This window comes from Pseudomonas sp. SORT22 (genome assembly GCF_018417635.1).
GTDB lineage: Bacteria > Pseudomonadota > Gammaproteobacteria > Pseudomonadales > Pseudomonadaceae > Aquipseudomonas.
In genome coordinates this window covers 2,465,730-2,489,067 of the sequence record NZ_CP071007.1, presented here as the reverse complement: position 1 = coordinate 2,489,067, position 23,338 = coordinate 2,465,730, and the positions used below count along the sequence as shown (strand labels likewise).

The following is a 23,338-nucleotide window of genomic DNA, read 5'->3' as shown; positions in this document are numbered from 1 at the left end:
ACTTCAAGCTAAGGTCCGCCCATGATCGCCCAACTGCTGATCTGTGCCAGTGCCGCCATCGTCCTGCTGCTGGGGACGGTACATCTGCTCTACACCTTCGCCAGCAACAAGTTCCAGCCGCGCGACCCGACCCTGGCCGAGCACATGCAAAACGTCGCTCCGGTGATTACCCGCCAGACTACGGTGTGGAAGGCCTGGGTCGGCTTCAATGCCAGCCATAGCCTGGGCGCAATGCTGTTTGGTCTGGTGTATGGCTACCTCGCCCTGGCAGCGCCGCTGGCGCTATTACGTGATGGTTTCCTGCTGAGCGTGGGGATGCTGTTCCTGGCCAGCATGGCGGTGCTTGCCGGGCGTTACTGGTTCAGAATTCCGCTGATCGGCATAAGCCTGGCGCTACTTTTGTTTGTCAGCGCAGTGGTGCTGCAGGCATTGCCGCTATGAGGCTGTTGCTGCTGAGTCTGTTACTGGTCGGCACGGCTTGCGTGGCCGATGACGAAGACTACCCGGACCCGCTGTACGGCTTTGTAGTCGGGCCTTATGCACTGATCGGCAAAGCGCCGGACAACGGCGCCACGTATTCGGGCCGGGCCACGCTGCGCTATGTGGACGGGCAACTGCTGCTGGCAACGACCATTGACGGCAAGACCCGCACCGCCATCGGCCAGGTCGAGGTCGCGGCCATTGCCAAGGCCAAGGTGCTGCGTTTCACTTGGCCCGGTCACCGTTCGACCTGCCTGATCCACGGCGACCTGGACAACTACGCGCGCCTGACCTGCTACTGGCAACGCGACGGCGTCGAGCACAAGGAGCCGGGCATGGAAAGCTACTTCCCGACCGCCACCTGGCCGGAGAATCGCCAATGACAGCAGAGGCCGAGCGCCCGCACGTGGTGGTCATCGGCGCCGGTATCGTCGGTGCCTCGATTGCCTATCACCTGAGCAAGCACACCCAGGTGACAGTGATCGACAAGGGCCAGCCGGGCCTGGGGGTCACCTCGCGAGCCTTTGGCTGGATCAACACCACGGCGCCGCAGCCTGGCGAATTCGCCGCCTTGCGCAATCTGGCGATTGGCGAGTATCACCGCCTGCAAGACGAGCTGGGCACGGCGCCGATCAACTGGAGCGGCGCACTGTCGTTCAGTGCAGCGCCCTCGCCCGCCGCTGGCGTCGAGCCGATCGACCCGGCTCGCGTGCGAAAGCTTGAGCCGCAGTTCAAAGCGCCACTGCAGCAGGCGCTGTTTGCACCGCAGGAAGGCTCAATCGACCCGCTGGCGATGACCCGCTTGCTGCTGGAACGCGCCCAGGCCAACGGCGCCAGGGTGCTCAGCGACACACAGGTGCTGGCGATTGAATGCCGGGACGGCGCCGTCGCCGCGCTTGTCAGCGCAGAGGGACGGATCAGCTGCGAGCGCCTGGTCGTAGCGGCAGGCACCGCGTGCAAGGCCTTGCTGCAGCCCTTGGGCGTCAGCTTGCCACTGCATCCGTCGCCGTCGATCCTGATCCGCCTGCGGGCGCAACGGCGGCTGGTACACACCCTGATCGCCAGCAGCGAACTGGAAATCCGCCAACCGACGCCGGAGCTGATCCTGGCCGCCGAAGACTACCTCGACGCCGACGGCGAAGACGGTCCCCAGGGCATTGCCCAGCGGGCGCGCAATACCATCCGCAACAGTTTGCACGGCGGCCAGGGCCTTGAGCTAATCAGTACCGAGGTTGGCTTGCGACCCATGCCGGATGATCGCATCCCCATTATCGGTGCCTTGCCAACTGTCAGCGGCCTGTACCTGGCGGTGATGCATTCGGGCGTGACCCTGGCGGCCGTGGTCGGCCGGCTGGTGGCGCAAGAGCTGATCGACAGCCGACTGGCGCCCGAGCTGCAAGGCTGCCGGCCTTCGCGTTTCAGCCTGTAGCTGCCTTCAACAGCCAGGCTTTGAACGCCGCCATCGCCGGGCTTTCGGCCTTGGACTGCAGGCGCGTCAGCCAGTAGCTGCCGGTACTGATGCCCAGGGCAAATGGCTGGCGAATGGCATCGCTGGCCAGCAGGCGTTCGAACATAAGCGGTGGCGCCAGGGCCACACCGGCGCCTTGCAGGGCGGCGTCCATCATCCCCAGCGACGAATCGAAGACCATGGTCCGCGACGGCTGTACCGCGCCCGGCAGGCCAGCGGCCTGGAACCATTCGGCCCACTCATCGCTGCGGTAGGAACGCAGCAGGGTGTGTTGCAGCAGGTCAGCCGGGCTGTGCAACTGCACGGCAATCGACGGCACGCACAACACCGACAGCGGCGCCTCCAGCAACGGCATGGCATCGATGCCATGCCAGGCGCCGCTGCCAAAGCGGATGGCGTAGTCCAGGCCTTCGGCGGCGATATCGACGCGGTTGTTATTGGTCGACAGGCGCAAATCGATAAACGGGTGCAGGGCCTGGAACTCGGGCAGGCGTGGCAGCAGCCAGCCGAGCGCAAAGGTGCCCACCGCGCCGACGGTGAGTACTTCGCGGTAGTGGCCGCCATCGAAGCAGTCGAGGGTCTGGGCGATGCGGTCGAAGCATTCGCGCAACACCGGCAGCAAGGTTTCGCCTTCACGGGTGAGCATCAGCCCGCGCGGCAGGCGCTTGAACAGGGCGACCTTGAGCTGGGCCTCGAGGCTCTTGACCTGATGGCTGACCGCCGCCTGGGTCACGCACAGCTCGATGGCCGCGCGGGTAAAACTCAAGTGCCGGGCCGAAGCCTCGAAGGCACGCAGGGCATTCAGGGGCAGGTGTGGTCGGATCATGCAGACTCCCAAATTTTTCTAATGGCTGCTGCGAAATATCATCGTTTGTGCAACCTGGGCAAAGCGCCTAGATTGGCGCTCCCTGCTGCAGCCAGGCTCACAACAGTCCACTTAAGGAAAGGTTGCCGATCATGCACCAAAAAACCAACCTCAAGCCAGGGATTCTGGCTGCCTTTACCCTTTGCCTGGTTGCCGGGCAAAGCCTTGCACAGACGCCGCTGGAGTCAACGGTGAGCGCCGCCGTGCGCCCGCTGATGCAGCAACAGGCAATCCCCGGCATGGCCGTGGCCATCAGCATCGATGGCCAGCAGCACTACTTTAACTACGGAGTGGCCTCGAAACAGAGCGGCCAGCCAGTCAATGCCGACACCCTGTTCGAGATCGGCTCGGTGAGCAAAACCTTCACCGCCACCCTTGCAGGCTTTGCCCAGGCCAGTGGCAAGCTGAGCCTTGGCGATACGGCCAGCAAGCACTGGCCCGCACTCAAAGGCACCGCGTTCGATGGCATCACCCTGCTCAACCTTGGGACTTACAGCGCGGGCGGACTGCCCTTGCAGTTCCCTGACGCGGTCAAGGGCGAAGCCGACCTGGCCGGCTACTACGGCCACTGGAAAGCCGACTACGCGCCGGGCACTCAGCGCTTGTATTCCAACCCCAGCCTGGGCCTGTTCGGCTACCTCACGGCGAAAAGCCTGGGAACGCCGTTCGCCCAGTTGATGGAACAACAGCTGCTGCCGCAACTGGGCCTGCAGCACAGCTACCTGCAAGTGCCTGGCGCGCAGATGGGCAACTATGCCCAGGGATACAACAAGCAGGACCAAGCGGTGCGCGTCGGCCCCGGGCCGCTGGATGGCGAGGCCTATGGATTGAAAGTGACCGCCGTGGACCTGCTCCACTACCTGGACCTGAACATGCAGCCGCACAGCCTGAGCAAACCGCTGCAACGGGCCATCGCCACCACCCAGACCGGCTATTACCAGGTCGGTGCCATGACCCAGGGCCTGGGTTGGGAGCAATATGCCTACCCGGTCAGCCTTGAGCAGTTGCAGGCCGGCAATGCGCCGTCGATGGTGCTGGAGCCGCAACCTGTGAGCTGGCTGAAACCGGCGCGGCCGCTGCCAGCCGACACCTTCTTGAACAAGACCGGCTCGACCGATGGTTTTGGTGCCTACGTGGCGTTCGTGCCGTCAAAACGCATCGCCATTGTGTTGCTGGCGAACAAGAACTACCCGATTGCCGAGCGGGTGAAGGTGGCGCATCAGATCCTCACGGCTCTTGACCCGCAATGAGGCCAGTAGGCCTCACGGCAACCCGTTGCGCCCATGCAAGCGATAGCCTTCACGCACGTTCAGGCGCTCATAGTAAGCCTCGACCGCCGGCAACGCCGGGCGCTCCATGGGGGTCTGCAGCCAGCGGTTGACCGACAGGCCGATGGCGATGTCCGCCAGGGCAAAGTCCTGGCCACTGACATAGGCCCCGGTACGTTCCAGCTGACGTTCGAGGATGGTCATGTGCTTCGCCCAGTTGCCGCAACCCGCCGCCAGCGCTTGCGGGTCCTGGTGGGTCGGTGCCTTGCGCACCAACGAGACAAAGGCGTAGCTCCACGAACCGTTGAGGTCGGTGGCCTGCCAATCCAGCCATTGATCAACCCGCGCCCGCGCCTTCGGTTCGGCCGGGTACAACGCCTGGCCGCCATACTGGGCGGCGAGGTAGCGGATGATGCTGTTGGACTCCCACAAGACAAAATCGCCGTCGACGATCACCGGCACCATGGCGTTGGGGTTCAGCGCCAGGAACGCCTCATCCTCGGTCGAGCGAAAGCCCGAGCCCCAGTCCTCGCGCTCGAACGGCAACTGCAATTCGGCGCAGGTCCACAGCACCTTGCGCACGTTGATCGATGAAGCCTTGCCGAGTATCCGTAGCATCATTCACTCCTGATGGTCATGTTGTCCCAGGTGTTGCAAAAACAGGCTGAACAGCTCCGATTGGGACGAGACCCCAAGCTTGCTGTAGAGGTTGCGCCGGTGCACCTTGACCGTCTCCTGGGAGATGTCCAGGCGCTTGGCGATGGCCTTGCTGGAGTTGCCGCGCAGCACCAGGCGGGCGGTTTCCAGCTCACGCGCCGACAGCGTGTCGCTGCCAAAATGCTCCAGCGCCCGCTCGACCGGGGTCGAATGCTCGGCAACCTGCCGGGGATGCTGCTGGTGCCAGTGCTGGCGCATCAAGGCCAGCAGCCACGGCGCCAGCAGGCTCAGCTGGCCTATGGTCGCGGTGTTGTAACGCTGGTTGGCGCCCAGCGAGATGGCCAGGACCTTGCCCGCATCGAGGTTGAGGATCAGTTGCAGCTCGTCCTCGCCGACCAGGGCACGAAAGTAGTTGTTGAAGTAGTCGCTCTTGCGAAACTCGTCCGGGGCGACCTCTTCCATGCGGTACACGCCATCGGCAAGGCCGTCGCGCATGGCCTGGATGAACGGGTCGAGCAGGTACAGACCGCCCAGGTACAGGGGCGCTGCCGCCGGCGCATCGCGAAAGCCGCGGTCGAATTCCTCCAGCACCTGCGGCGCGCCCTCGCGCTCCACCAGCAAGGCCAGGGCGGTGTCGCACGGCAGCAGTTGATCGAGCAGCACGATCAGCTGATGCCAGAACCCCGGCTTGCCCAACTGGTCGATGACCCGGGCCAGGCCATGGTGGTGGGCAGCGGCTTCGAATAGCAGGTTCACCGGTAACTCCTAGGGGGTAACGATTGGGGGGAATCGCCAGCGGCAGGTCGGGCTCCTAGACTCTGCACACCGGCACGCAGTATTGCCGTTGCTCAAGCACTTGTCATGCGCTGCGAACAACGGCCCTTGCGCGCCCCTCGAACCTTCCAACAGGAGCTGTGAATCAATGCGTGTACGTGATCTGGGCATTCGTATCGGCGTCGGCACCCCTGGCGCGTTCAACGCCATTACCGACGTGCCGGGCGTGCGTGTCGGCCATCACACCGTGCAGCGCGGCAGCGGCGACCACGCGGTCAATACCGGCGTCACGGTGATCGAACCACGGGCCCAGGCCGCCAGCCTGCAGCCGTGTTTTGCCGGTGTGCACGTGCTCAACGGCAACGGCGATGCCACCGGCCTTGAGTGGATTCGCGAAGCCGGCCTGCTGACCACGCCGATTGCCTACACCAACACCCACAGCGTCGGCGTGGTCCGCGATGCGCTGGTGGCGGCCGAGCGCGAGATGGCCAAGGCCCGCACCTACTGGTGCATGCCGACGGTACTGGAAACCTACGACGGCGTGCTCAATGACATCTGGGGCCAGCACGTAACGGCCGAGCATGTCCACGCCGCACTGGCCGCGGCGCAATCGGGGCCGGTGGCCGAAGGGTGCGTCGGTGGCGGTACCGGGATGATCTGCCACGAGTTCAAGGGCGGTATCGGTACCTCGTCGCGGGTCCTGGACCGCGCGGCCGGCGGCTGGACCGTCGGCGTCCTGGTGCAGGCCAACTATGGCGTACGCGGCGCCCTGCGGGTGGCCGGCTACCCGGTCGGCCAGGTGCTGGGCGAGGTGCATTCGCCGTTCAGCGCGCCGCGCAATGTCGGCGAGCCGGGCATGGGCTCGATTGTCATCACCCTGGCCACCGACGCCCCGCTGCTGCCGCACCAATGCACGCGCCTGGCGCAACGGGCCAGCGTCGGCCTGGCACGGGTCGGCGGCGGCACCGAGGACTCCAGTGGCGACATCTTCATCGCCTTCTCTACCGGCAACAGCCTGCCGGCAGCCAACTTCGGCCACCCCGGCGCGCCGACCAGCACAGTTGAGATGGTCAACAACGACCATATCTCGGCGTTGTTCAGTGCAGCGGCGGACGCCGTCGAGGAAGCCATCGTCAATGCCCTGCTGGCTGCCACCGACCTCGAGGCCCATGGCAGCAAGGTCCTGGCGCTGCGCCCCGAGCGTTTGCTTGAGGCCCTGCAGGCGGTCGGCTGGAAGGCCTGACAGCGAAAGGCACTCGTTGCTGCGACAATTTGTCGGTATGGTGGTGTTCTGAAGATGGACGTTTACCCGCTCACAGGAAACCCAGAATGCCCCAACGTGAAGTTATCAATGCATCTGTCAGCCCAAAAGGCAGCCTGGAAACACTGTCTCAACGTGAAGTACAGCAACTGAGTGAAGCCGGTTCCGGCAGCCTGTACACCCTGTTCCGCCAGTGCGCGCTGGCAATCCTCAACACCGGCGCGCACGTCGACAACGCCAAGACCATCCTCGAAGCCTACAAGGACTTCGAGGTACGCATTCACCAGCAGGACCGCGGCGTGCGCCTGGAACTGCTGAACGCCCCGGCCGATGCCTTCGTCGACGGCGAAATGATCGCCAGCACCCGTGAAATGCTCTTCAGCGCCCTGCGCGACATCGTCTACACCGAAAGCGAACTGGCCAGCCAGCGCATCGACCTGGAAAGCTCCCAGGGCATCACCGACTACGTCTTCCACCTGCTGCGCAACGCCCGCACCCTGCGCCCTGGCGTGGAGCCGAAAATGGTCGTGTGCTGGGGCGGTCACTCGATCAGCACTGAGGAATACCAGTACACCAAGAAGGTCGGCCACGAGCTCGGCCTGCGCAAGCTGGACGTCTGCACCGGCTGCGGCCCAGGCGTGATGAAAGGCCCGATGAAGGGCGCGACCATCGCCCACGCCAAGCAGCGCATGAGCGGCAGCCGTTACCTGGGCCTGACCGAGCCTGGCATCATCGCCGCCGAAGCGCCGAACCCGATCGTCAACGAACTGGTGATCCTGCCGGACATCGAAAAGCGTCTTGAAGCCTTCGTGCGCGTCGGCCACGGCATCATCATTTTCCCTGGCGGCGCCGGTACCGCCGAAGAGTTCCTGTACCTGCTCGGCATTCTCATGCACCCGGACAACCGCGGCCTGCCGTTCCCGGTCATCCTCACCGGGCCCAAGAGCGCCGCACCGTACCTGCAGCAACTGCATGCCTTCGTGCGCGCGACCCTCGGCGACGAGGCCCAGGCGCACTACCAGATCATCATCGACGACCCGGCCGAAGTGGCCCGGCAGATGGTCGACGGGCTCAAGGAGGTCAAGCAGTTTCGCCGCGAGCGCAACGACGCCTTCCACTTCAACTGGCTGCTGAAGATTGAAGAAGGCTTCCAGCGCCCCTTCGACCCGACCCACGAGAACATGGCCGGGCTCAAGCTCAGCCGCGCGCTACCGCCTCACGAACTGGCCGCCAACCTGCGCCGGGCGTTTTCCGGGATTGTCGCCGGCAACGTCAAGGACAAGGGCATCCGCCTGATCGAAGAGAAAGGCCCGTACGAAATCAAAGGTGACAGCGCCGTGCTCGAACCCCTCGGCCACCTGCTGCAGGCGTTCGTCGACCAGCACCGGATGAAACTGCCGGGCGGTGCCGAATACGTGCCCTGCTACCGCGTCGTGAGCTGATTCAAGCCCCGCCCCCGCTTGCGGGCACAGCCTGTGCCCGCAACATTTGCTGCTATTTTCCTACCCCCTTCAGTGAACCTGCCCGCAGAAATATGGTCTTTCAGCAGGCGGCCTGCGCGCACGCCGACTGTTCACCGGCCCAGTCATCGGGCTTTTATTGTTTATTTCACGCGAAGACCATCATGCCTATCTCTCGTCCCGTTTCTGCGGCGCCCGCGCTGTTTTCCTCCTGCAACCCGGGCGCGCGCCGCCTGCTGACCGGCAGCCTGATAGGCGCCCTGCTGGTTTTGGCCAACCCGCTGCATGCCGAAGAGGCAGCGCCCAGCAGCGAGCGCTGGGTCAGCGATAGCTTGAGCACCTACGTGCGTAGCGGCCCTACCGACGGCCACCGCATTGTCGGCAACCTCAAGTCCGGGCAAAAGGTCACACTACTGACCACCCAGGGCAACTACAGCCAGGTGCGCGGCGAATCCGGCGACACCGTGTGGATCACCAGCAGCGACCTGCAGGCCGTGCCCGGCCAGGCCGAGCGCCTGCCGCAACTGACCGAGCAGGTGACCCAGCTCAGCGAACAGCTCAAGACCATCGACGACAGCTGGAAGACCCGCGTGCAAGGCATGCAAGAGACCCTCGACTCGCGCAAGGCGCTGATCGACGAGCTGCAAGCACGCAGCAAGGCGCTCAATGCCGAGCTGAGCGACACCCAGTCGGAACTGCGCAGCACCCAGGCGCGCCTGGGTGACGAGAACAAACAGGTGTTGATGCGCTACATGGTGTACGGCGGCGGCATCGCCGGTGCCGGTTTGCTGGCGGGCTTGATCTTGCCGGCCTTGAGCCGTGGGCGCAAAAAGAATGACCGCTGGTTCTGATGGCTGATTGCGGGGCTACTGCGTAGCCCATCGCCGGCAAGGGCGGCTCCCACAAGAGCGCTACTTAGCGGTCGTGATCCGTAGCATCCAGCCAAAGGTCATCCCCGCCGCCGCCAGCAATATCAAGCCGGAACCGGCCAGTTGCAGCGCACTCAGCGGATGCCCCAGGGCCAGCCAGTCGACCAGGATCGCCACTACCGGATAGATGAACGACAAGGCGCCGACCAGGCTGGTGGGGATTTTCTGGATGGCGCTGTACAGCAGGGTCGACATCAAGCCGGTGTGGACGATGCCGATCGTGGCCAGCAGTGCCCAGGTAGCGGGCGCCAGGGCCAACCCCGGCAGCTGCGCAAACGGCGCCAACAGCAGCACCCCGACCAGCATCTGGATCAACACGATCAGGTGCGGCGCCACCCCCTGCAAACGCTTGGTGATAGCGGCAGCGACGGCATAGAAAAACGCCGCGCCCAGGGCCATCAGCACGCCCAGGCGGTAGTCTCCGGCAACGCTGTCAACGCTCGATCCGGCCATGACGATCAGCAGCATCCCGGCGAACGCCGCCAGCAACCAGCCGGCCTTGTTGACGGTCATCTTCTCGGCGAACAGCAGCATGCCCAAACCCACCAGCATGAACGGCTGGGTGTGATAAACCACGGTGGTAACGGCAATCGAAGCATGGGTATAGGCACTGAACAGCAACACCCAGTTCAGCACCAGCGCGACCCCGCCCAACACCGCCGCCAGCGCCTGGCGGCCGCTAATCACCCTGCGCCGGAGCAAGCCCAGGCCGGCACAGGCCAGCAGCAACGCCAGCGCGCCAAACAGGCAACGCCAGAACACCACCGCCGCTGCCGGCTGGTCTGCGGCCAGCACGAACCAGCCCACCGTGCCGGAGATCACCATGGCCGCGGTCATCTCCAGGGTGCCACGTGTTTTCAGCTGCATGCTGAATCGACTCCTGTCATATCGAACAAAGGTCCGCTATGCTGAACAGATGAGTAGCGTTCGTCAAGACGAACAAATGACCGGTATAGAGAACACATGATCGAAGCCCATTCCCCTATCCTGCTGCTGGCCAGCGCCATCCGCCGTGAGCGCGAGCGCCTGGGCCTGTCGGTGACCGAGCTGGGCAAGCGCGCGGGCCTGGCCAAGTCGACCCTGTCGCAACTGGAGTCCGGGGTCGGCAACCCCAGCCTGGAAACCCTCTGGGCCCTGGCCACTGCGTTGCAGGTGCCGGTCAGCCGGCTGATGGGCCAGCCGCGCCAGCACGTGCAGGTGATTCGCGCCGCTGAAGGCGCCGCCAGCCATAGCGAGCAGGCCCATTACGCCGCCACCCTGCTCGCCGCCTGCCCGGCCGGGGCGCAGCGCGATATCTACCGGCTGCGGGTGCAGCCGGGTGAACCGCGGCGGTCAAAACCGCATCCACCGGGTACCCTTGAGCACGTGATCCTCTGCAGCGGCCGCGCCCGGGTCGGCCCGCTCGAGCAAGCGGTGACCCTGGAGGCCGGTGACTACATGAGCTATTCGGCCGACGCCCCGCACGTGTTCGAGGCCCTGGCCGCCGACACCCTGGCGGTGATGCTGATCGAACACGCCTGAAACGAGGACTGCCCATGAGCGAACTGCTGCTGCGCCGCCTGCACCTGCCGGAGCCGATTGGCCAGGTGCTGATCGTCGGCGATGACCAACGGCTGTTGGCGCTGGAATTCGATGAGCCAGAAAAACGCCTGCTGCGGTTGCTGCGCACCCGTTTTGGCGCCGCTGTGCAATTACGCGAAACCGCTGGGCTGACGGCGCTTGCCGATGCTGTGCAGGCTTATTGCTCAGGCCAGTTGCAGGCGTTTGATGCGCTGGCAGTTGATGCCGGCGGCACGCCGTTCCAGCAACGGGTGTGGGCGGCGTTACGGGAAATTCCGCCAGGCACTACCCGCACCTACGGGCAGATTGCTGCACAGCTGGGTAACCCGGCAGCTGCACGGGCAGTGGGCTTGGCCAATGCGCTGAACCCGGTGAGCCTGGCCATTCCCTGCCATCGGCTGGTGGGCAGCAATGGCGCACTGACAGGTTATGGAGGCGGTATTGAACGCAAGCGCTGGTTGTTGCAACACGAACGCCACGCCTAGTTATATTATTTATAGATGTTATAATCGTCAGTTAATTGTTTTGGAGGGCAGTTTATGACTACATTTCAATTCATTGCCGGCATGGCCTTCTGCTTTGCAGCCCTTGCGCTAAAAGCCTACCTGATCCTGAAGCCGCCCGTAGAAGCCGGGCCTGATGCTCGATAAGCATATATAAGCCGGAATAACAGAACGCCCCCTTTTTTATAGATCAAGGGGGCGTTTTTTATTTAACCGATCAGAAATCCCAGCGCGTGGTCAGCATCAAATTGCGCGGGTCACCGTACGACATCGAGTTATAAAAACCGATGTTGGTGTAATAACGTTTATCGAACAGGTTATTGGCATTTACCGTGGCCGAAAAACGCTCGGTGAACTGGTAGCGGGCCATCAGGTCCACCAGCCAGAACGGGTCCTGGGCGAACTCCTCGTCGATGCCCTTGGGGCGGTTGCGCAGTACCTGCCAGCCCTTGCCCTGCCAGCGCGCGCCGCCGCCGACCGTCAAGCGATCAAGCGCGCCCTTGAGTTTGTAGCTGGTGTAGAAGCTGACCTGGTCTTCCGGCTCCCAGGTCGACACCTTCTGGCCCTCGTCATCGCGAATCACTTTGTGGGTGTAACCGCCCTGCAATTGCCAGCCCGGCGCCAGCTCACCCGAGACTTCAGCTTCGAAGCCCTTGGTCTTGGCTTTGACGCCCATCCAGGCGAAGCCCACCGCCGGGTTGGTCGGGTCGCCGTTGTACTGGTTGTCCTCGACGGTGCGGTTGCTCTGGTGGATCTCGAAATAGGCAAGGCTGGCGTTGACCCGGCCATCGAGGAACTCGCCCTTGATCCCCACCTCGTAGTTCTGCCCTTCGTCCGGGTCCAGCAGGCGGTCGGTGCGGTCGCGGAACCAGCTGTCCTGAGGCATGAAGATGTCGGTGTAGCTGGCGTACAGCGAATAGGTGTCGTTGAGGTCATAGACCGCGCCTACGTAAGGGATCAGGCGGTCGTTTTCCTTGTTGTCGGCGTCGATGCCGTCGTAGCTGTAGTTGACCAGGCGCCCGCCGAGCAGCAGGGTCAGGTCGTCGATCGGGTGCAGGCGCGCGGTGAGGTAAGTGCCGTTCTGGCGAACCTTGTCGTCGGTGCGCGCCGACACCGGGCCCCAGTCAGGTTCGCCGATGTCGCCGTCCCAGTTGGGAAAGTCGAGGATGTTGTTATTGGCATGGGTAACGTCGCGGTAGTCGTTGCCCTTCCAGCGCGAGGCGGTATAGGAGTTGCCGATCACCAGTTCATGCTCGCGACCGAACAGCTGGAACGGCCCGCTCAGGTACAGGTCGAGGGAGTCGCTCACGGTTTCGCCGGTGTACTTCTGCGCATAGATGCCGGCGGTGCCGTCCTTGCGTGGCTGGTAGCCCTGGATCGAGCCGAGCGGCGCGTGGTAGCCGTTGATCTTGTGATCGAACTGGGCCTTGGCCACCCAGCCGTTGTCCAGGTGATGCTCAAGGCTGGCGAACACGGTGCGGGTGTACTGCTCCCAGCTGCTCCATTTCGCTGCGTTGTTGAAGTGGTGCGAGACATTGTTGGTGTCGCCATTGCCATCGTATAGCGGCACGGTGCCCGACCAGCTGGAGCCTTTGGGGTTGTTGTCCTGGTAGTCGGCGCCGACGGTCAGCAGGGTGTCGGGGTCGAGGTCGAACTCGAGGATGCCGTAGTAGACGCTGGTCTTGCGCTGGTAGTGGTCGAGGAACGAGTGCTTGTCCTGATAGGCCGCCACCGCCCGGCCACGCACGTTGGCGCTGTCGGTCAACGGGCCGCTGACGTCCAGTTCGCTGCGGTAGTTGTCCCAGCTGCCGGCGCCCAGATCAAAATGGCCCTTGAACTCGGCGGTGGGTTTCTTGCGCACCAGGTTGATGGTCGCGCCCAGCGAGCCTGCGCCGGTGAGCAAGCCGGTGGCGCCCTTGAGCACTTCGACGCGGTCGTAGATGGCCATGTCGCTGAGGCTGTTGCCAGCCGAGTAACCGACGTTGCGCGAAGTCGAGGGAATGCCGTCGTACTGGAAGTTGCTGATGGCAAAGCCGCGGGCGTAGTAGCTGTTGCGCTCGGTGTCATAGGCCGAGACGGTGATGCCCGGGGTGTGGCGCATCACGTCGTCAATGTTGTTGAGGCCGAAGTCATCCATGTGCTGGCGGGTCACCACGGTGATCGACTGCGGCGTCTCGCGCGGGGTCAATACCAGGCGTGTGGCGGTGGCAATGGTGCCGGGGGTGTAGGAGCGGCTTTCTTCGGTGATGGTCCCCAGCTGGTTGCTGGTGACCTCGGTGGCGCTGAGGTTGATCGCACCCGCCTCGTTCACTTCGCGCACCAGGCTGTAGCGCCCGTCGGCTTCCTTGATCAGCGCCAGGCCCTTGCTGGCGAGCAAGGCGCGCAGGCCCTCCTCGACCCCGTACTGGCCGTGCAGACCTTCGCTACGCTGGCCCCGGGTCAGCGCCGGGTCAAATGACAGCACCACGCCGGCCTGGGCGGCAAAACGGGTCAGCACCTGGCCAAGATCGTCCTGGGCCAGGTCGTAGCTGCGCGCGGCCGATTCGGCCTGGGCCATGCTCAAGGGCAACAACAGCGCGCAACAGCGCAGGGCGTGGTGAATCGGGCGGGTTCTCATTCGATGCGTTCTCTTCTGGTTGGCATTCAGGCAGTGGGCCTGCCTTCCATAAGTCGAACGACAAGACGAATTAATATCATTTGCATGAAAAATACTTTTATTTGCGTGCCTCTACCGTCACCCAATACGGCGTGCGCTGGCTGACCCGCACCGGCAACGTGCTTTCAAGGGCGCGGAAGATCTGTGCCTGGTCGTCGAGCCTGAAGGTGCCGCTGATGCGCAGCCCCACCACTTGCGGCGCGCAACGCAACCAGCCGCGGCGGTAGCGCGCCAGGTCAGCGATAAAGGCCCCCAGGTACTGCTCGTTGGCGATCAGCAGGCCCTTGCTCCAGGCATCCAGGTTGCCCTCCAGTGGCGAACTGAGCACCAGCGCCGGGTTGGCGAAGCGGCATTGCTCGCCCGCCTCCAGCAGCGCACCGCCGCCCTGCTCGCCCGCCAGCACCTGTACGCGGCTTTCGAACACTGCCAGGCGTGTGGTGTTTTCGCCGGCCAGCAGCGAAAAGCGTGTGCCCAATGCCTGCACGGTGCCGTGGCGGGTTTGTACCAGGAAGGGCCGGTTGGCCGGGTCCTTGGCGGTGGTGATCAGCACCTCGCCATCGCGCAGCACCAGCAGGCGCTGTTGAGGGTCGAAGCGCACATCCACGGCGCTGGCGGTGTTGAGCTGCACCTGGCTGCCGTCGTCCAGGGTCAGGTTCAGGCGTTCGCCGGTGCGGGTGTGATAATCAGCGACCCAGGGGCCCTGGCGCGCCTGCTGGTAACCGCCCCACCCCACAGCACCGGCTCCCGCCGCCAGCACCAGCCCCTTGAGCACACCGCGACGGCCCAGCGCCGGTTGCTGGCCGGCCAGTTCCAGGGTGCGCCCGGCCAGGCGCGTGGGCATTTGCTGCAGGCGTTGCTGCACCCGCTCGACCTGCTGCCAGGCCCAGCGGTGCTGCTCGTCGGCCTGCAGCCAGGCGTGCCAGGCGGCGTGCTCGGCGCTGCCGGCGCTTTCGTCACCGAGGCGTGCACGCCAGGCGGCGGCCTGCTCAAGGGCAGCGAGCTGGCGCGAATCGAGGGCGGCCATCAGTCAGCCTCGTGTTGCAGGCTATACAGCGTGCAATGGTGCAGGGCCTTGGCGATGTCACGATTGACCGTGACCACCGAGATGCCGAGGGTTTCGGCGATGGCCTTGTAGGTCATGCCGTCCAGTTGCGAGAGCAGAAAAGCCTTGCGCACCCGGGCGCCGAGGCCGGCGAGCATGGCATCCAGCTCGCACAGGGTTTCCAGCAGGATCGCCCGCGCTTCAGCGGAAATATCCAGGGCTTCAGGCTGCTCGGCCAACGCCTGCAGCCAGGCGCGTTCGAGCCGCGCACGGCGAAAATGGTCGATCATCAAGCGCCGGGCGATGGTCGCCAGGTAGCCCCGCGGTTCGCGTACGGCGCGCAGGCGGTCGACGGCATCGTCGGCGCTGAGCACGCGGACAAACACGTCCTGCATCAGGTCGGCGGCCAGGTCATGGCACGCCACTCGCGGGCGCAGCCAGCCGGTCAGCCAGCGGTGATGAGCCTGGTACAGGTGGCTGACCTGCTGGCGCAGGGCGGGGTTGGAATCGCTCATGATGACTCGAAAAAGTAAATGAGAATTTCTATCATTCTATGCGAATGTAGGACGCCGGTGGAAGCGCGGCGTCAGGCTGATCACGGGCCAAGTCGAGTCGTCGCACCGCCGCGCCCATAGCACTGGCAATCCCGGTGAATTTCAGTCAGCCTGCCACACACCTCTGCGCTTTCAGGAAGGAACCGCCCCATGTCACTCGTCGAAACCTACCTCAGCGGCCTGCGCCAGGCGCTGCCAAGCGAAGAGCTTGAACAATTGAACCTCGCCCACGGCGCTTCGGCCGCAGACCTGCAAAAACTCAGCGCCCACTACCCGCTGTGCCCCGACAGCCTGCTGCGATTGCTCGGGCAGATCGACGGCACTCATTTTCGTGATTACCCGGGCGGCACGGTCATCGTCCTGGTGCTCGGTTCGGACGTGTTCGAATACCCCTATTACCTCAGCGCCAGCGAGCAGATCCTCGAAGACGCCCGGAGCTACACCGACAGCATTCGCGGCATGTACGGCGAGTACCTGGAGGAATACCCGGAAACCGTCGGCGCGGGCATCGACAGCGACCTGGCCATGAACCAGCGCCTGTGTTTCTCCCATTGCATGAACAACGGCGGCAGCTCGAAGCTGTACATCGACTTCAACCCCGCCGCCGGTGGCACTGTCGGCCAGGTGGTGCGCTACCTGCACGACCCGGACAGTTATGAAGTGATCGCCGACAGTTTCGATCAGTACCTGCAGCAACTGATCGACGATGACTTTGCCTTTGTCGAACGCGAGATCTGAGCGCCATTACCCATTCAGGGTTACTCCATCAACGTAATTAACGCCCACGCCGTCGCGCCGCATACTCGGTTCCAGCCCCCCGCAAGGAACCCCGATGAAGATCGAACTGATACAACTCGCCGGCCGCGACGGCGATACTGCCTACAACCTGCAACGCACCCTTGAAGCGATCGCCAGTTGTGCGGCCGGCACCGACCTGCTGGTGTTCCCGGAAACCCAACTGATGGGTTTTGCCAGCGCCGAACAGCTGCCAAAGGTTGCCGAAACGGTGGACGGCCCCAGCGTCCAGGCGGTGTTGCAGGCGCTACGTGAACGTGACGTGGCGGTGGTGATCGGCCTGGCCGAAAAAGCCGACGGCCGCTTCTACAACACCTCGCTACTACTCACCCCCGAAGGCATCGCCCTGCGCTATCGCAAAACCCACCTGTGGCCCTCGGAGCGCGGCCTGTTCACCCCCGGTGATCGCTACGCCACCACCACCTTCAAAGGCCTGCGTCTCGGCCTGCTGATCTGCTACGACATCGAGCTGCCGGAAAGCAGCCGCGCCCTGGCGCAACTAGGCGCCGAGCTGATCGTGGTCAGCAACGGCAACATGGACCCCTACGGCCCGGTGCACCGCACCGCGATCATGGCCCGCGCCCAGGAAAACCAGGCCTTCGCCCTGATGGTCAACCGCGTCGGTGCAGGCGATGACAACCTGGTGTTCGCCGGTGGCAGCGCCGTGGTCGACCCGCACGGGCGCCTGCTGTTCGAGGCCGGGCGCGAGCCCTGCCGGCAGCTCATCGAACTGGACCCTGGGCAACTCGAACTGGCTCGCCGCGACTACGACTACCTGGCCGACCGGCGCCTGCACCTGCCTGGCCAGCGCCTTGAACACGCCGATGGCCGCCGCGAACTGCTGATCCCCTGAGCGCTACCCTTACAACAAGAATCCGGAGTGCCCTTCATGAAGTCGATCCGTCGCCTGCCCCTGGCCCTGGCCGCGCTGCTCAACCTGGCCGCCGCCCAGGCCGCCGCGCCCAGCGTGCACATCTATAACTGGTATGACTACATCGCGCCGAACACCACCAAGGAGTTCCAGCAGGCCTCGGGCATCGCCCCGGTGTATGACGTGTTCGACAACAGCGATGTCATGCAGAGCAAGCTGATGGCCGGGCGCAGCGGCTATGACGTGGTGTTTGCCAGCGCCGACCTGCTGCCCAACCTGATCAAGGCCGGGGTGCTGGCCGAGCTCGACCGCAGCCAGTTGCCCAACCTGGCGCACCTGGACCCGCAGATCCTCGCCAAACTGCAGGGCAACGACCCCGGCAACCGCTTCGCCGCCCCCTACTTATGGGGCACCACGGGCCTGGGCTATGACGTCGACAAGGTCAAGGCGCGCCTGGGCAAGGATGCACCGCTCAACTCCTGGGACCTGATCTTCAAGGAAGAAAACCTCGCCAAGCTGGCCGACTGCGGCGTGGCCATGCTCGATGCACCCGGCGAGATCATCCCCATCGCCCTGCACTACCTGGGCCTGCCCTACAACAGCAAGAACCCCGAGGACTACCGCAAGGCCGAGGCGCTGCTGCTCAAGGTGCGCCCGCACATCGCCTACTTCGACTCCTCGCGGTTCATCTCCGACCTGGCCAACGGCAACGTGTGCGTGGTGCTCGGCTGGTCTGGCGGGGTGTTCGATGCCAAGCTTGCCGCCAACAACGCCAACAATGGCCGCGACATCCGCTACAGCATTCCGCACGAAGGCGCACCGTTTTGGCTCGAAAGCATGGTCCTGCTCAAGGACGCGCCCAACCCGCAGCAAGGCCTGGCCTTCATCGACTACATGCTGCGCCCCGAGGTAATCGCTGCCTCGACCAACTACCTCGGCTACCCCAACGCCAACAAGGATGCCGCGCCGCTGGTAGACGCAAAAATCCGCGACAACCCGTCGGTATACCCGCCCCAGGCGGTGCTCGACACCCTGTTCGCCCTGGAGCCGCTGCCACTCAAGTACGAACGCATCCGCACCCGGGTGTGGAGCAAGGTCAAGACCGGCAGTTAGTTGCCCGAAGGGGGCTCGGCGACCGCTGAGCCTCAATCCTCCAGCGGCTTGGGTGGAGGCAGGGGCTTAGGAGGTTTCGCCGGTTTGGCCGGTTTGCCATCCTTGCCGGGCTTGGCGTCCTTGTCCTTCGTGGCGTCGGTTTTCAGGTCGGCAACGGTCGGCGGCACGATGGCTTTCTCTGCCGCTGGCAACTGGTCGACCGCATCGAAAATCGCCTTGGGCTCGAGGGTGCCGGTGTGTTCGATCCGATGCTGTTCGCCGTCTTTGCCTACCAGTACCACCTGGGTGACCATCGTATCCCGGGCACTGAACTTGAACCGGCGGATCAGGGCCATGGTCTCCTGTTGATCCATGAACTTGTCATCGCGCTTGCCGATCATGCCGGCAACGCTGTACAGCACCAGCTTGCGTTCCTCGAATGCCGCCTTGCTGGCCGGGTCTTCCAGGGCCTTGTTCAATTCGCGCAGAGTCGGGTCGGCGGTGCTGGGGGCAAGGACTACCAAGGGACGGGCCTTGTTCAGATCCCGGGCCAGAGGGTCATCGCTATCGGCAGCGAGGGCGGGGCCGGCAACGAAGGCCAGCAAGGCGGCGAGGGTCAGTGACCGAACAAGCATGCGCATCTCCTTTCAATTTCCATGCATCAAAGACTACAAATCGCGACGAAAGATCCGGGTTGCGAGCCTAAACTACAGGGCCAGATGAGTGGGCAAAGCAAAGGTAACTTCCGATTACCAAGTGCGACCTTGGATACCTACCGAAAGGTCTGTCATCCGATTCTGAGGATAGCTGAAGGCCGCCAGCCATGCCCGTCGACCACCCTGGAAAAAGGCCTGAACCATGAGCATTGCCGATACCCTGCTGTTGCTGCTGATCCTTGTTACCGCCCTGGGCTGTGGGTTGATGGGCGGGTTGTTCTTCGCCTTCTCCAACTTCGTCATGCAGGCCCTGGAGCGCATTCCGGCACAGAGTGCGGTGACGGCCATGCAATCGATCAACCAGGTGGTGCTCAACCGCCTGTTCCTCTCGCTGTTTCTCGGCACCGCCGTGACCTGCGCGATTCTGCTGACCTGGGCCTGGTTGCGCTGGCCATTGCCGGGCAGCCTGTGCATCGGCATCGGCAGCGGCCTGTACCTGCTCGGCAACGTACTGGTGACCCTGCTCTTCAACGTGCCGCGCAACCAGAGCCTGGCGCGCCTGGACCCGGCCAGCAGCGAAGCGGCCAGTGCCTGGCCCACCTATGCACGGGTGTGGAACCGCTGGAACCATGTGCGCACCATCACCGCCCTGGCGGCGACGGCGTGGTTGATGGTGGCCTTGCTGCGGGTGGTGTGGACTCAATAGCGGCTGCTACGCAGCCATCGCTGGCAAGCCAGCTTCCACAGTGTCGGTGCATGCAGGTCCGGCTAGAACAAGCCCATCTGCCGATCGATCAGCGCCGTGAAGTCATCCTCCACGAACGGCAGGATCGCATCCGCCACCGGCTGCAATTGCCGGGTCAGGTAGTGGTCGTAATCGATCGCCGAATGCCGCGTCTCCAGCGGCTCCGGCCCCGCCACGGTTATCACGTAGCTGATCCAGCCGCCATTCTGATACTGCCGCGGCCGGCCCTGACGGTCATTGAAGTCATCGGCCATGCGCGCCGCCCGCACATGCGGCGGCACGTTGCGCTGGTAGTCAGCCAGCGGGCGGCGCAGGCGCTTGCGGTAGATCAACAGTTCATCCTGCTCACCGGCCAACGTCTTGCGCACATACTCACGCAGGTACTGCTGGTAAGGCTGGCGCTTGAAGATGCGCTCGTACAGCTCCTGCTGAAACTGCCGGGCCAGCGGCGACCAGTCGGTGCGCACGCTTTCCAGGCCCTTGTAGATCATCTCTTCAGTGCCCTGGCCACGTTGCACCAGGCCGGCATAGCGTTTCTTGCTGCCTTCCTCGGCGCCGCGAATGGTCGGCATCAAAAAGCGCTTGTAGTGGGTTTCGTACTGCAGCTCCAGGGCACTGTCCAGGCCATAGCTGTCGCGCAGGTGCTCACGCCACCACTGGTTGACCTGCTGCACCAGCTCGCGGCCAATTTGCGCCGCGTCCGCCTCGTCATGGGCACGCTTGAGCCAGACGAAGGTCGAGTCGGTGTCGCCATAAATCACCGTATAACCCTTGGCTTCGATCAACTCGCGGGTACGGCGCATGATCTCGTGGCCGCGCATGGTGATCGATGAAGCCAGGCGCGGGTCGAAGAAGCGGCAACCGCTGGAACCGAGTACGCCGTAGAAGGCGTTCATGATGATCTTCAGCGCCTGGGACAGCGGCGCATTGTGCTCGCGCTTGGCTGTCTCACGGCCCTGCCAGACCCGCTCGACAATCGCCGGCAGGCAATGCCGGCTGCGGGAAAAACGCGCCCCGCGAAAGCCTGGCACCGAGGTCTCATCGCCCGGCTCGCGCAAGCCTTCGACCAGCCCCAGCGGGTCAATCAGAAACGTGCGGATGATCGACGGATACAGGCTCTTGTAGTCGAGCACCAGCACCGACTCGTACAAGCCCGGTCGCGAATCCATGACAAAACCGCCCGGGCTGGCCTCCTCCGGGCGCTCGCCCTGATTGGGCGCGACGAAGCCCTGGCGGTGCATCAAAGGCATATACAAATGACAGAACGCCGCCACCGAACCGCCGCTGCGATCAGCCGGCAAACCGGTGACCGTGGCCCGTTCGAGGAGGAAGGTCAACAGTTCGGTCCTGGCGAAGATCCGCGTCACCAGCTCGCAGTCCTTGAGGTTGTAGCGGGCCAGGGCCGGCTTGTCCTCGGCGAACATGCGGTTGATTTCGTCCATGCGCTGGTACGGGGTGTCGATCGCCTTGCCTTCGCCGAGCAGGGTCTGGGCGACGTTCTCCAGGCTGAACGAGGGGAAGCTCCAGGTCGCCGAACGCAGCCCTTCGATACCGTCGATGATCAGCCGCCCGGCCGCCCCGGCAAAAAAATGCGCGCGGCTGCCGTGCTCGCGCCAGTCCATTGCCTCACCGCCACGGCCCAGGCGCAGCGGCACCTTGAGCTGGGTGGCGTGCTGCTGCAGTACGCGCAGGTCGAACTGCACCAGGTTCCAGCCGATGATCGCATCGGGGTCGTGCACGGCCAGCCAGTCGTTGAGGCGTTCGAGCAATTGAGCGCGGCTGTCGCAGTATTGGAGGTCGAAATCCACGCCTGCGGCGTCGCCATTGGCCGGGCCGAGCATGTACACCTGGCGCTGGCCACAGCCTTCGAGGGCAATCGAATACAGCTCGCCGCGTTCGGTGGTTTCGATGTCCAGCGACACCAGTTTGAGCGTGGGGCGGTAATCGGCGGCGGGCTTGAGCTGGGCGTCGATCAATACGCCGCTGGCATCCGCCGTGCCGCTGAAGCTGACCGGCGCGGTGATGAAGCGCTCCATCAGGTAGCGCTCCGGCGGGCGCACATCGGCTTCGTAGATTTGCACGCCGGCGGCGCGCAGGCGCTTTTCCAGCTGGATCAACTGGCGGTGCTGACGGCAGTACAAGCCCAGCACCGGCCGTTGTTCGAAATCGCGCAGGGCCAGCTCGCGCAACTCGACCTCGCGCTCGCCGCGCAACACCGCCTCGGCCTGGCGCCGCTGCTCGGCGGGGACGAACGCCACTGAAGTCTGCAGCGGCAGACGCAAGCGCCGTGGGCCCTGGTCGGTGGCCAGCCAGAACTCGACAACGGTACCGGCCGGGGTATCGCGCCAATGCCGGGTCAGGACAAAGCCCTGCTGTAACTCCACCGCTGCAACCTCGAAAACGCCTGTGTATGCGCCGATTCTACCCGTCTGCGCGGCGGCCTGGCGAACTTAGCTCGGCACCCGTGCGCCCGGGGCGAAACCGTGGCCATGGGCGCGACCGGCAATCAACAGGGCCAGGGCGATCAGCGCCAGCAACACCCAGGGGAAACTGCCCACGCCCCACTGGCTGAGCAACACACCGCCAAGCAGGCCACCGGCGGCAATGGCCGAGTTCCATACCGTGACGATCATCGACTGGGCGACATCGGCGCCCTCCCCGGCGGCATCGGCGCTGGCGGTTTGCAGCAGGGTTGGCGCGCCGCCGTAGGTCAGGCCCCAGAGCGCGACACTGACATACACCAGCGGCGCCGACTGGCTGACAAAACCAAGCACCAGCGCCACCACGGCAAAACCGAACAAACTCAGCAGGACCATGTTGCGCAGGTGCTTGTCGATCAGCGCACCGACCACGCCGATGCCGGCCAGGGCGGCAATGCCGAAGGTCAGCAGGACCATGCCGGTGCTCGCCGCCAGGCCCACCGAGGCCAGGTACGGCACGATGTAGGTGTACAGCACGTTGTGCGCCAGCACCCAGGTGAGGATCACCAGCAGCACCGCCAGCACGCCGGGTGTGCGCAGCACCTGAGCGATACCGGGGCGTTGGCCCGGGGCATGGCCGTCGAAATCCGGCACCTTGCACAGCACCCAGGCCACCAGCACCAGGGTCGCGCCGGACACCAGGGCAAAGGTCATGCGCCAGCCCAGCAACTCGCCCAGCCAGGTGCCGGCCGGCACCCCCAGCGACAAGGCCACTGGCGCACCAATCATCGCCACCGCCATGGCCCGGCCTTGCTGCTCGGGGCTGACCATGCGCCGCGCATGCCCGGCAATCACGCCCCAGGCCAGGCCCGCGGCAACACCGGTCATGAAGCGCGCGACCAGGGTCAGCCAGTACGAACTCGACAACGCCGTCACCGTGTTGAACAGCAAGAAGCCGATAATCGCCAGCAACAATACCGGCCGCCGGCGCCAACCCTGGGTCAGGGTCACCAGCGGGATGGCGGTCAAAAGCGAGCCCAGGGCATAGACGCTGACCATCTGCCCGGCCATCGCCTCACTGACCTGCATGCCGCTGGAGATCTGCCCAAGCAGCCCGGCCGGCAAGGTTTCGCTGAGGATGGCGATAAAGCCGGTCATGGCCAGGGCCAGCAGGCCGCTGACCGGCAAGGGCTGCTCCAGTGCGGCCGGCCCATCGGCGCTGCAGCTGATGTGGGTCATGGTGAAACTCCTGTAGGAAAGATGGGCGAACCTTAAGCCTGCG

The 23,338-nt window shown here is 64.3% G+C and carries 23 protein-coding genes; 13 read left to right on the top strand and 10 right to left on the bottom strand.

The window, feature by feature from the left end:
* The first annotated feature begins 21 nt into the window (after window positions 1-21).
* The 3 genes from JYG36_RS11655 to JYG36_RS11645 are packed head-to-tail and all read left to right on the top strand — an operon-like array spanning window position 22 to window position 1,909.
* Window positions 22-441 (top strand): LIC_13387 family protein, encoded by a 420-nt coding sequence (locus JYG36_RS11655; RefSeq protein WP_213604030.1) that lies wholly within the window; start codon window positions 22-24, stop codon window positions 439-441.
* Complete coding sequence (locus JYG36_RS11650) at window positions 438-863, top strand: hypothetical protein (RefSeq protein ID WP_213604029.1); 426 nt, start codon at window positions 438-440, stop codon at window positions 861-863. Before JYG36_RS11655 ends, JYG36_RS11650 begins: the two co-directional genes overlap by 4 nt.
* Entirely contained in the window at window positions 860-1,909 is a 1,050-nt protein-coding gene (locus JYG36_RS11645; protein ID WP_213604028.1) for an NAD(P)/FAD-dependent oxidoreductase, read from the top strand. Before JYG36_RS11650 ends, JYG36_RS11645 begins: the two co-directional genes overlap by 4 nt.
* Here JYG36_RS11645 and JYG36_RS11640 read toward each other — a convergent pair.
* A complete protein-coding gene (locus tag JYG36_RS11640; RefSeq protein WP_213604027.1) occupies window positions 1,899-2,774 on the bottom strand; it encodes a LysR family transcriptional regulator in 876 nt (291 codons plus the stop codon). The two genes, JYG36_RS11645 and JYG36_RS11640, sit on opposite strands and share 11 nt — an antisense overlap.
* 131 nt (window positions 2,775-2,905) lie before the next feature.
* Here JYG36_RS11640 and ampC point away from each other — a divergent pair, with 131 nt between their 5' ends.
* The gene (gene ampC, locus JYG36_RS11635) at window positions 2,906-4,063 is read left to right on the top strand and encodes a class C beta-lactamase (protein ID WP_093381529.1); all 1,158 of its coding nucleotides are present in this window, start codon (window positions 2,906-2,908) and stop codon (window positions 4,061-4,063) included.
* Window positions 4,064-4,075: 12 nt separating this feature from the next.
* Here the strand turns inward: ampC and JYG36_RS11630 are convergent, their stop codons facing one another.
* A complete protein-coding gene (locus JYG36_RS11630; protein WP_213604026.1) occupies window positions 4,076-4,699 on the bottom strand; it encodes a glutathione S-transferase family protein in 624 nt (207 codons plus the stop codon).
* Between the two features lie 3 nt (window positions 4,700-4,702).
* Window positions 4,703-5,494 carry a helix-turn-helix transcriptional regulator gene (locus JYG36_RS11625; protein WP_093381526.1) on the bottom strand — a complete coding sequence of 264 codons (792 nt, stop codon included), beginning with the start codon at window positions 5,492-5,494 and terminating at the stop codon, window positions 4,703-4,705.
* Between the two features lie 166 nt (window positions 5,495-5,660).
* Between JYG36_RS11625 and JYG36_RS11620 the strand changes: the two genes are divergently transcribed.
* The 3 genes from JYG36_RS11620 (at window position 5,661) to JYG36_RS11610 (ending at window position 9,084) form a co-directional block, all read left to right on the top strand.
* The gene (locus JYG36_RS11620) at window positions 5,661-6,755 is read left to right on the top strand and encodes a DmpA family aminopeptidase (protein ID WP_045194107.1); all 1,095 of its coding nucleotides are present in this window, start codon (window positions 5,661-5,663) and stop codon (window positions 6,753-6,755) included.
* An 86-nt stretch (window positions 6,756-6,841) separates the two neighbouring features.
* Window positions 6,842-8,215 (top strand): nucleotide 5'-monophosphate nucleosidase PpnN, encoded by a 1,374-nt coding sequence (ppnN, locus tag JYG36_RS11615; protein WP_045194108.1) that lies wholly within the window; start codon window positions 6,842-6,844, stop codon window positions 8,213-8,215.
* A 182-nt stretch (window positions 8,216-8,397) separates the two neighbouring features.
* Window positions 8,398-9,084, top strand: a complete 687-nt coding sequence (locus JYG36_RS11610) for a TIGR04211 family SH3 domain-containing protein (protein ID WP_093381520.1) — start codon at window positions 8,398-8,400, stop codon at window positions 9,082-9,084.
* A gap of 60 nt (window positions 9,085-9,144) precedes the next feature.
* On the opposite strand, the gene JYG36_RS11605 is transcribed toward JYG36_RS11610, so the two are convergent.
* A complete protein-coding gene (locus JYG36_RS11605; protein WP_213604025.1) occupies window positions 9,145-10,029 on the bottom strand; it encodes a DMT family transporter in 885 nt (294 codons plus the stop codon).
* A gap of 96 nt (window positions 10,030-10,125) precedes the next feature.
* On the opposite strand from JYG36_RS11605, the gene JYG36_RS11600 reads away from it, so the two are divergent.
* Together JYG36_RS11600 and JYG36_RS11595 are read left to right on the top strand one after the other, a co-directional pair.
* Window positions 10,126-10,683 carry a helix-turn-helix domain-containing protein gene (locus tag JYG36_RS11600; RefSeq protein WP_213604023.1) on the top strand — a complete coding sequence of 186 codons (558 nt, stop codon included), beginning with the start codon at window positions 10,126-10,128 and terminating at the stop codon, window positions 10,681-10,683.
* A 14-nt stretch (window positions 10,684-10,697) separates the two neighbouring features.
* Complete coding sequence (locus tag JYG36_RS11595; protein WP_213604021.1) at window positions 10,698-11,207, top strand: methylated-DNA--[protein]-cysteine S-methyltransferase; 510 nt, start codon at window positions 10,698-10,700, stop codon at window positions 11,205-11,207.
* A gap of 235 nt (window positions 11,208-11,442) precedes the next feature.
* Here the strand turns inward: JYG36_RS11595 and JYG36_RS11590 are convergent, their stop codons facing one another.
* The 3 genes from JYG36_RS11590 to JYG36_RS11580 form a co-directional block, all read right to left on the bottom strand.
* Window positions 11,443-13,842, bottom strand: coding sequence for a TonB-dependent siderophore receptor (locus tag JYG36_RS11590; RefSeq protein WP_093381510.1), 2,400 nt, complete (start codon window positions 13,840-13,842; stop codon window positions 11,443-11,445).
* A gap of 97 nt (window positions 13,843-13,939) precedes the next feature.
* Window positions 13,940-14,905, bottom strand: coding sequence for a FecR domain-containing protein (locus JYG36_RS11585; protein ID WP_213604019.1), 966 nt, complete (start codon window positions 14,903-14,905; stop codon window positions 13,940-13,942).
* On the bottom strand, window positions 14,905-15,438 hold the full coding sequence (locus JYG36_RS11580; protein ID WP_093381507.1) for a sigma-70 family RNA polymerase sigma factor: 534 nt from the start codon (window positions 15,436-15,438) through the stop codon (window positions 14,905-14,907). The genes JYG36_RS11585 and JYG36_RS11580 overlap by 1 nt, the downstream gene beginning before the upstream one ends.
* A 189-nt stretch (window positions 15,439-15,627) precedes the next feature.
* On the opposite strand from JYG36_RS11580, the gene JYG36_RS11575 reads away from it, so the two are divergent.
* From JYG36_RS11575 to JYG36_RS11565, 3 genes are all read left to right on the top strand, one after another.
* On the top strand, window positions 15,628-16,215 hold the full coding sequence (locus JYG36_RS11575) for an SMI1/KNR4 family protein (RefSeq protein ID WP_195884456.1): 588 nt from the start codon (window positions 15,628-15,630) through the stop codon (window positions 16,213-16,215).
* 94 nt (window positions 16,216-16,309) lie between these two features.
* Window positions 16,310-17,125, top strand: coding sequence for a carbon-nitrogen hydrolase family protein (locus JYG36_RS11570; protein WP_213604017.1), 816 nt, complete (start codon window positions 16,310-16,312; stop codon window positions 17,123-17,125).
* Window positions 17,126-17,161: 36 nt separating this feature from the next.
* The gene (locus tag JYG36_RS11565) at window positions 17,162-18,256 is read left to right on the top strand and encodes a polyamine ABC transporter substrate-binding protein (protein ID WP_045194116.1); all 1,095 of its coding nucleotides are present in this window, start codon (window positions 17,162-17,164) and stop codon (window positions 18,254-18,256) included.
* A 32-nt stretch (window positions 18,257-18,288) separates the two neighbouring features.
* Here JYG36_RS11565 and JYG36_RS11560 read toward each other — a convergent pair whose 3' ends face one another.
* Window positions 18,289-18,870, bottom strand: coding sequence for a DUF4174 domain-containing protein (locus JYG36_RS11560; RefSeq protein ID WP_093381503.1), 582 nt, complete (start codon window positions 18,868-18,870; stop codon window positions 18,289-18,291).
* 223 nt (window positions 18,871-19,093) lie between these two features.
* Here JYG36_RS11560 and JYG36_RS11555 point away from each other — a divergent pair, with 223 nt between their 5' ends.
* A complete protein-coding gene (locus JYG36_RS11555) occupies window positions 19,094-19,597 on the top strand; it encodes an anthrone oxygenase family protein (RefSeq protein WP_045194118.1) in 504 nt (167 codons plus the stop codon).
* A 62-nt stretch (window positions 19,598-19,659) separates the two neighbouring features.
* Here the strand turns inward: JYG36_RS11555 and JYG36_RS11550 are convergent, their stop codons facing one another.
* The gene (locus tag JYG36_RS11550; protein ID WP_213604015.1) at window positions 19,660-22,020 is read right to left on the bottom strand and encodes a DNA polymerase II; all 2,361 of its coding nucleotides are present in this window, start codon (window positions 22,018-22,020) and stop codon (window positions 19,660-19,662) included.
* A gap of 66 nt (window positions 22,021-22,086) precedes the next feature.
* The gene (locus tag JYG36_RS11545) at window positions 22,087-23,295 is read right to left on the bottom strand and encodes an MFS transporter (RefSeq protein WP_045194120.1); all 1,209 of its coding nucleotides are present in this window, start codon (window positions 23,293-23,295) and stop codon (window positions 22,087-22,089) included.
* Window positions 23,296-23,338 lie beyond the last annotated feature (43 nt).

Bases quoted from the DNA above. Each gene is read 5' to 3' on its own strand.
- JYG36_RS11565 (WP_045194116.1), top strand. From the start codon at position 17,162: ATGAAGTCGATCCGTCGCCTGCCCCTGGCCCTGGCCGCGCTGCTCAAC.
- JYG36_RS11575 (WP_195884456.1), top strand. From the start codon at position 15,628: ATGTCACTCGTCGAAACCTACCTCAGCGGCCTGCGCCAGGCGCTGCCA.
- ppnN (WP_045194108.1), top strand. From the start codon at position 6,842: ATGCCCCAACGTGAAGTTATCAATGCATCTGTCAGCCCAAAAGGCAGC.
- JYG36_RS11555 (WP_045194118.1), top strand. From the start codon at position 19,094: ATGAGCATTGCCGATACCCTGCTGTTGCTGCTGATCCTTGTTACCGCC.
- JYG36_RS11545 (WP_045194120.1), bottom strand. From the start codon at position 23,295: ATGACCCACATCAGCTGCAGCGCCGATGGGCCGGCCGCACTGGAGCAG.
- JYG36_RS11580 (WP_093381507.1), bottom strand. From the start codon at position 15,438: ATGAGCGATTCCAACCCCGCCCTGCGCCAGCAGGTCAGCCACCTGTAC.
- JYG36_RS11600 (WP_213604023.1), top strand. From the start codon at position 10,126: ATGATCGAAGCCCATTCCCCTATCCTGCTGCTGGCCAGCGCCATCCGC.
- JYG36_RS11610 (WP_093381520.1), top strand. From the start codon at position 8,398: ATGCCTATCTCTCGTCCCGTTTCTGCGGCGCCCGCGCTGTTTTCCTCC.
- JYG36_RS11650 (WP_213604029.1), top strand. From the start codon at position 438: ATGAGGCTGTTGCTGCTGAGTCTGTTACTGGTCGGCACGGCTTGCGTG.
- JYG36_RS11640 (WP_213604027.1), bottom strand. From the start codon at position 2,774: ATGATCCGACCACACCTGCCCCTGAATGCCCTGCGTGCCTTCGAGGCT.
- JYG36_RS11585 (WP_213604019.1), bottom strand. From the start codon at position 14,905: ATGGCCGCCCTCGATTCGCGCCAGCTCGCTGCCCTTGAGCAGGCCGCC.
- JYG36_RS11630 (WP_213604026.1), bottom strand. From the start codon at position 4,699: ATGCTACGGATACTCGGCAAGGCTTCATCGATCAACGTGCGCAAGGTG.
- JYG36_RS11645 (WP_213604028.1), top strand. From the start codon at position 860: ATGACAGCAGAGGCCGAGCGCCCGCACGTGGTGGTCATCGGCGCCGGT.
- JYG36_RS11595 (WP_213604021.1), top strand. From the start codon at position 10,698: ATGAGCGAACTGCTGCTGCGCCGCCTGCACCTGCCGGAGCCGATTGGC.
- JYG36_RS11605 (WP_213604025.1), bottom strand. From the start codon at position 10,029: ATGCAGCTGAAAACACGTGGCACCCTGGAGATGACCGCGGCCATGGTG.
- JYG36_RS11590 (WP_093381510.1), bottom strand. From the start codon at position 13,842: ATGAGAACCCGCCCGATTCACCACGCCCTGCGCTGTTGCGCGCTGTTG.
- JYG36_RS11560 (WP_093381503.1), bottom strand. From the start codon at position 18,870: ATGCTTGTTCGGTCACTGACCCTCGCCGCCTTGCTGGCCTTCGTTGCC.
- JYG36_RS11620 (WP_045194107.1), top strand. From the start codon at position 5,661: ATGCGTGTACGTGATCTGGGCATTCGTATCGGCGTCGGCACCCCTGGC.
- JYG36_RS11570 (WP_213604017.1), top strand. From the start codon at position 16,310: ATGAAGATCGAACTGATACAACTCGCCGGCCGCGACGGCGATACTGCC.
- JYG36_RS11655 (WP_213604030.1), top strand. From the start codon at position 22: ATGATCGCCCAACTGCTGATCTGTGCCAGTGCCGCCATCGTCCTGCTG.
- ampC (WP_093381529.1), top strand. From the start codon at position 2,906: ATGCACCAAAAAACCAACCTCAAGCCAGGGATTCTGGCTGCCTTTACC.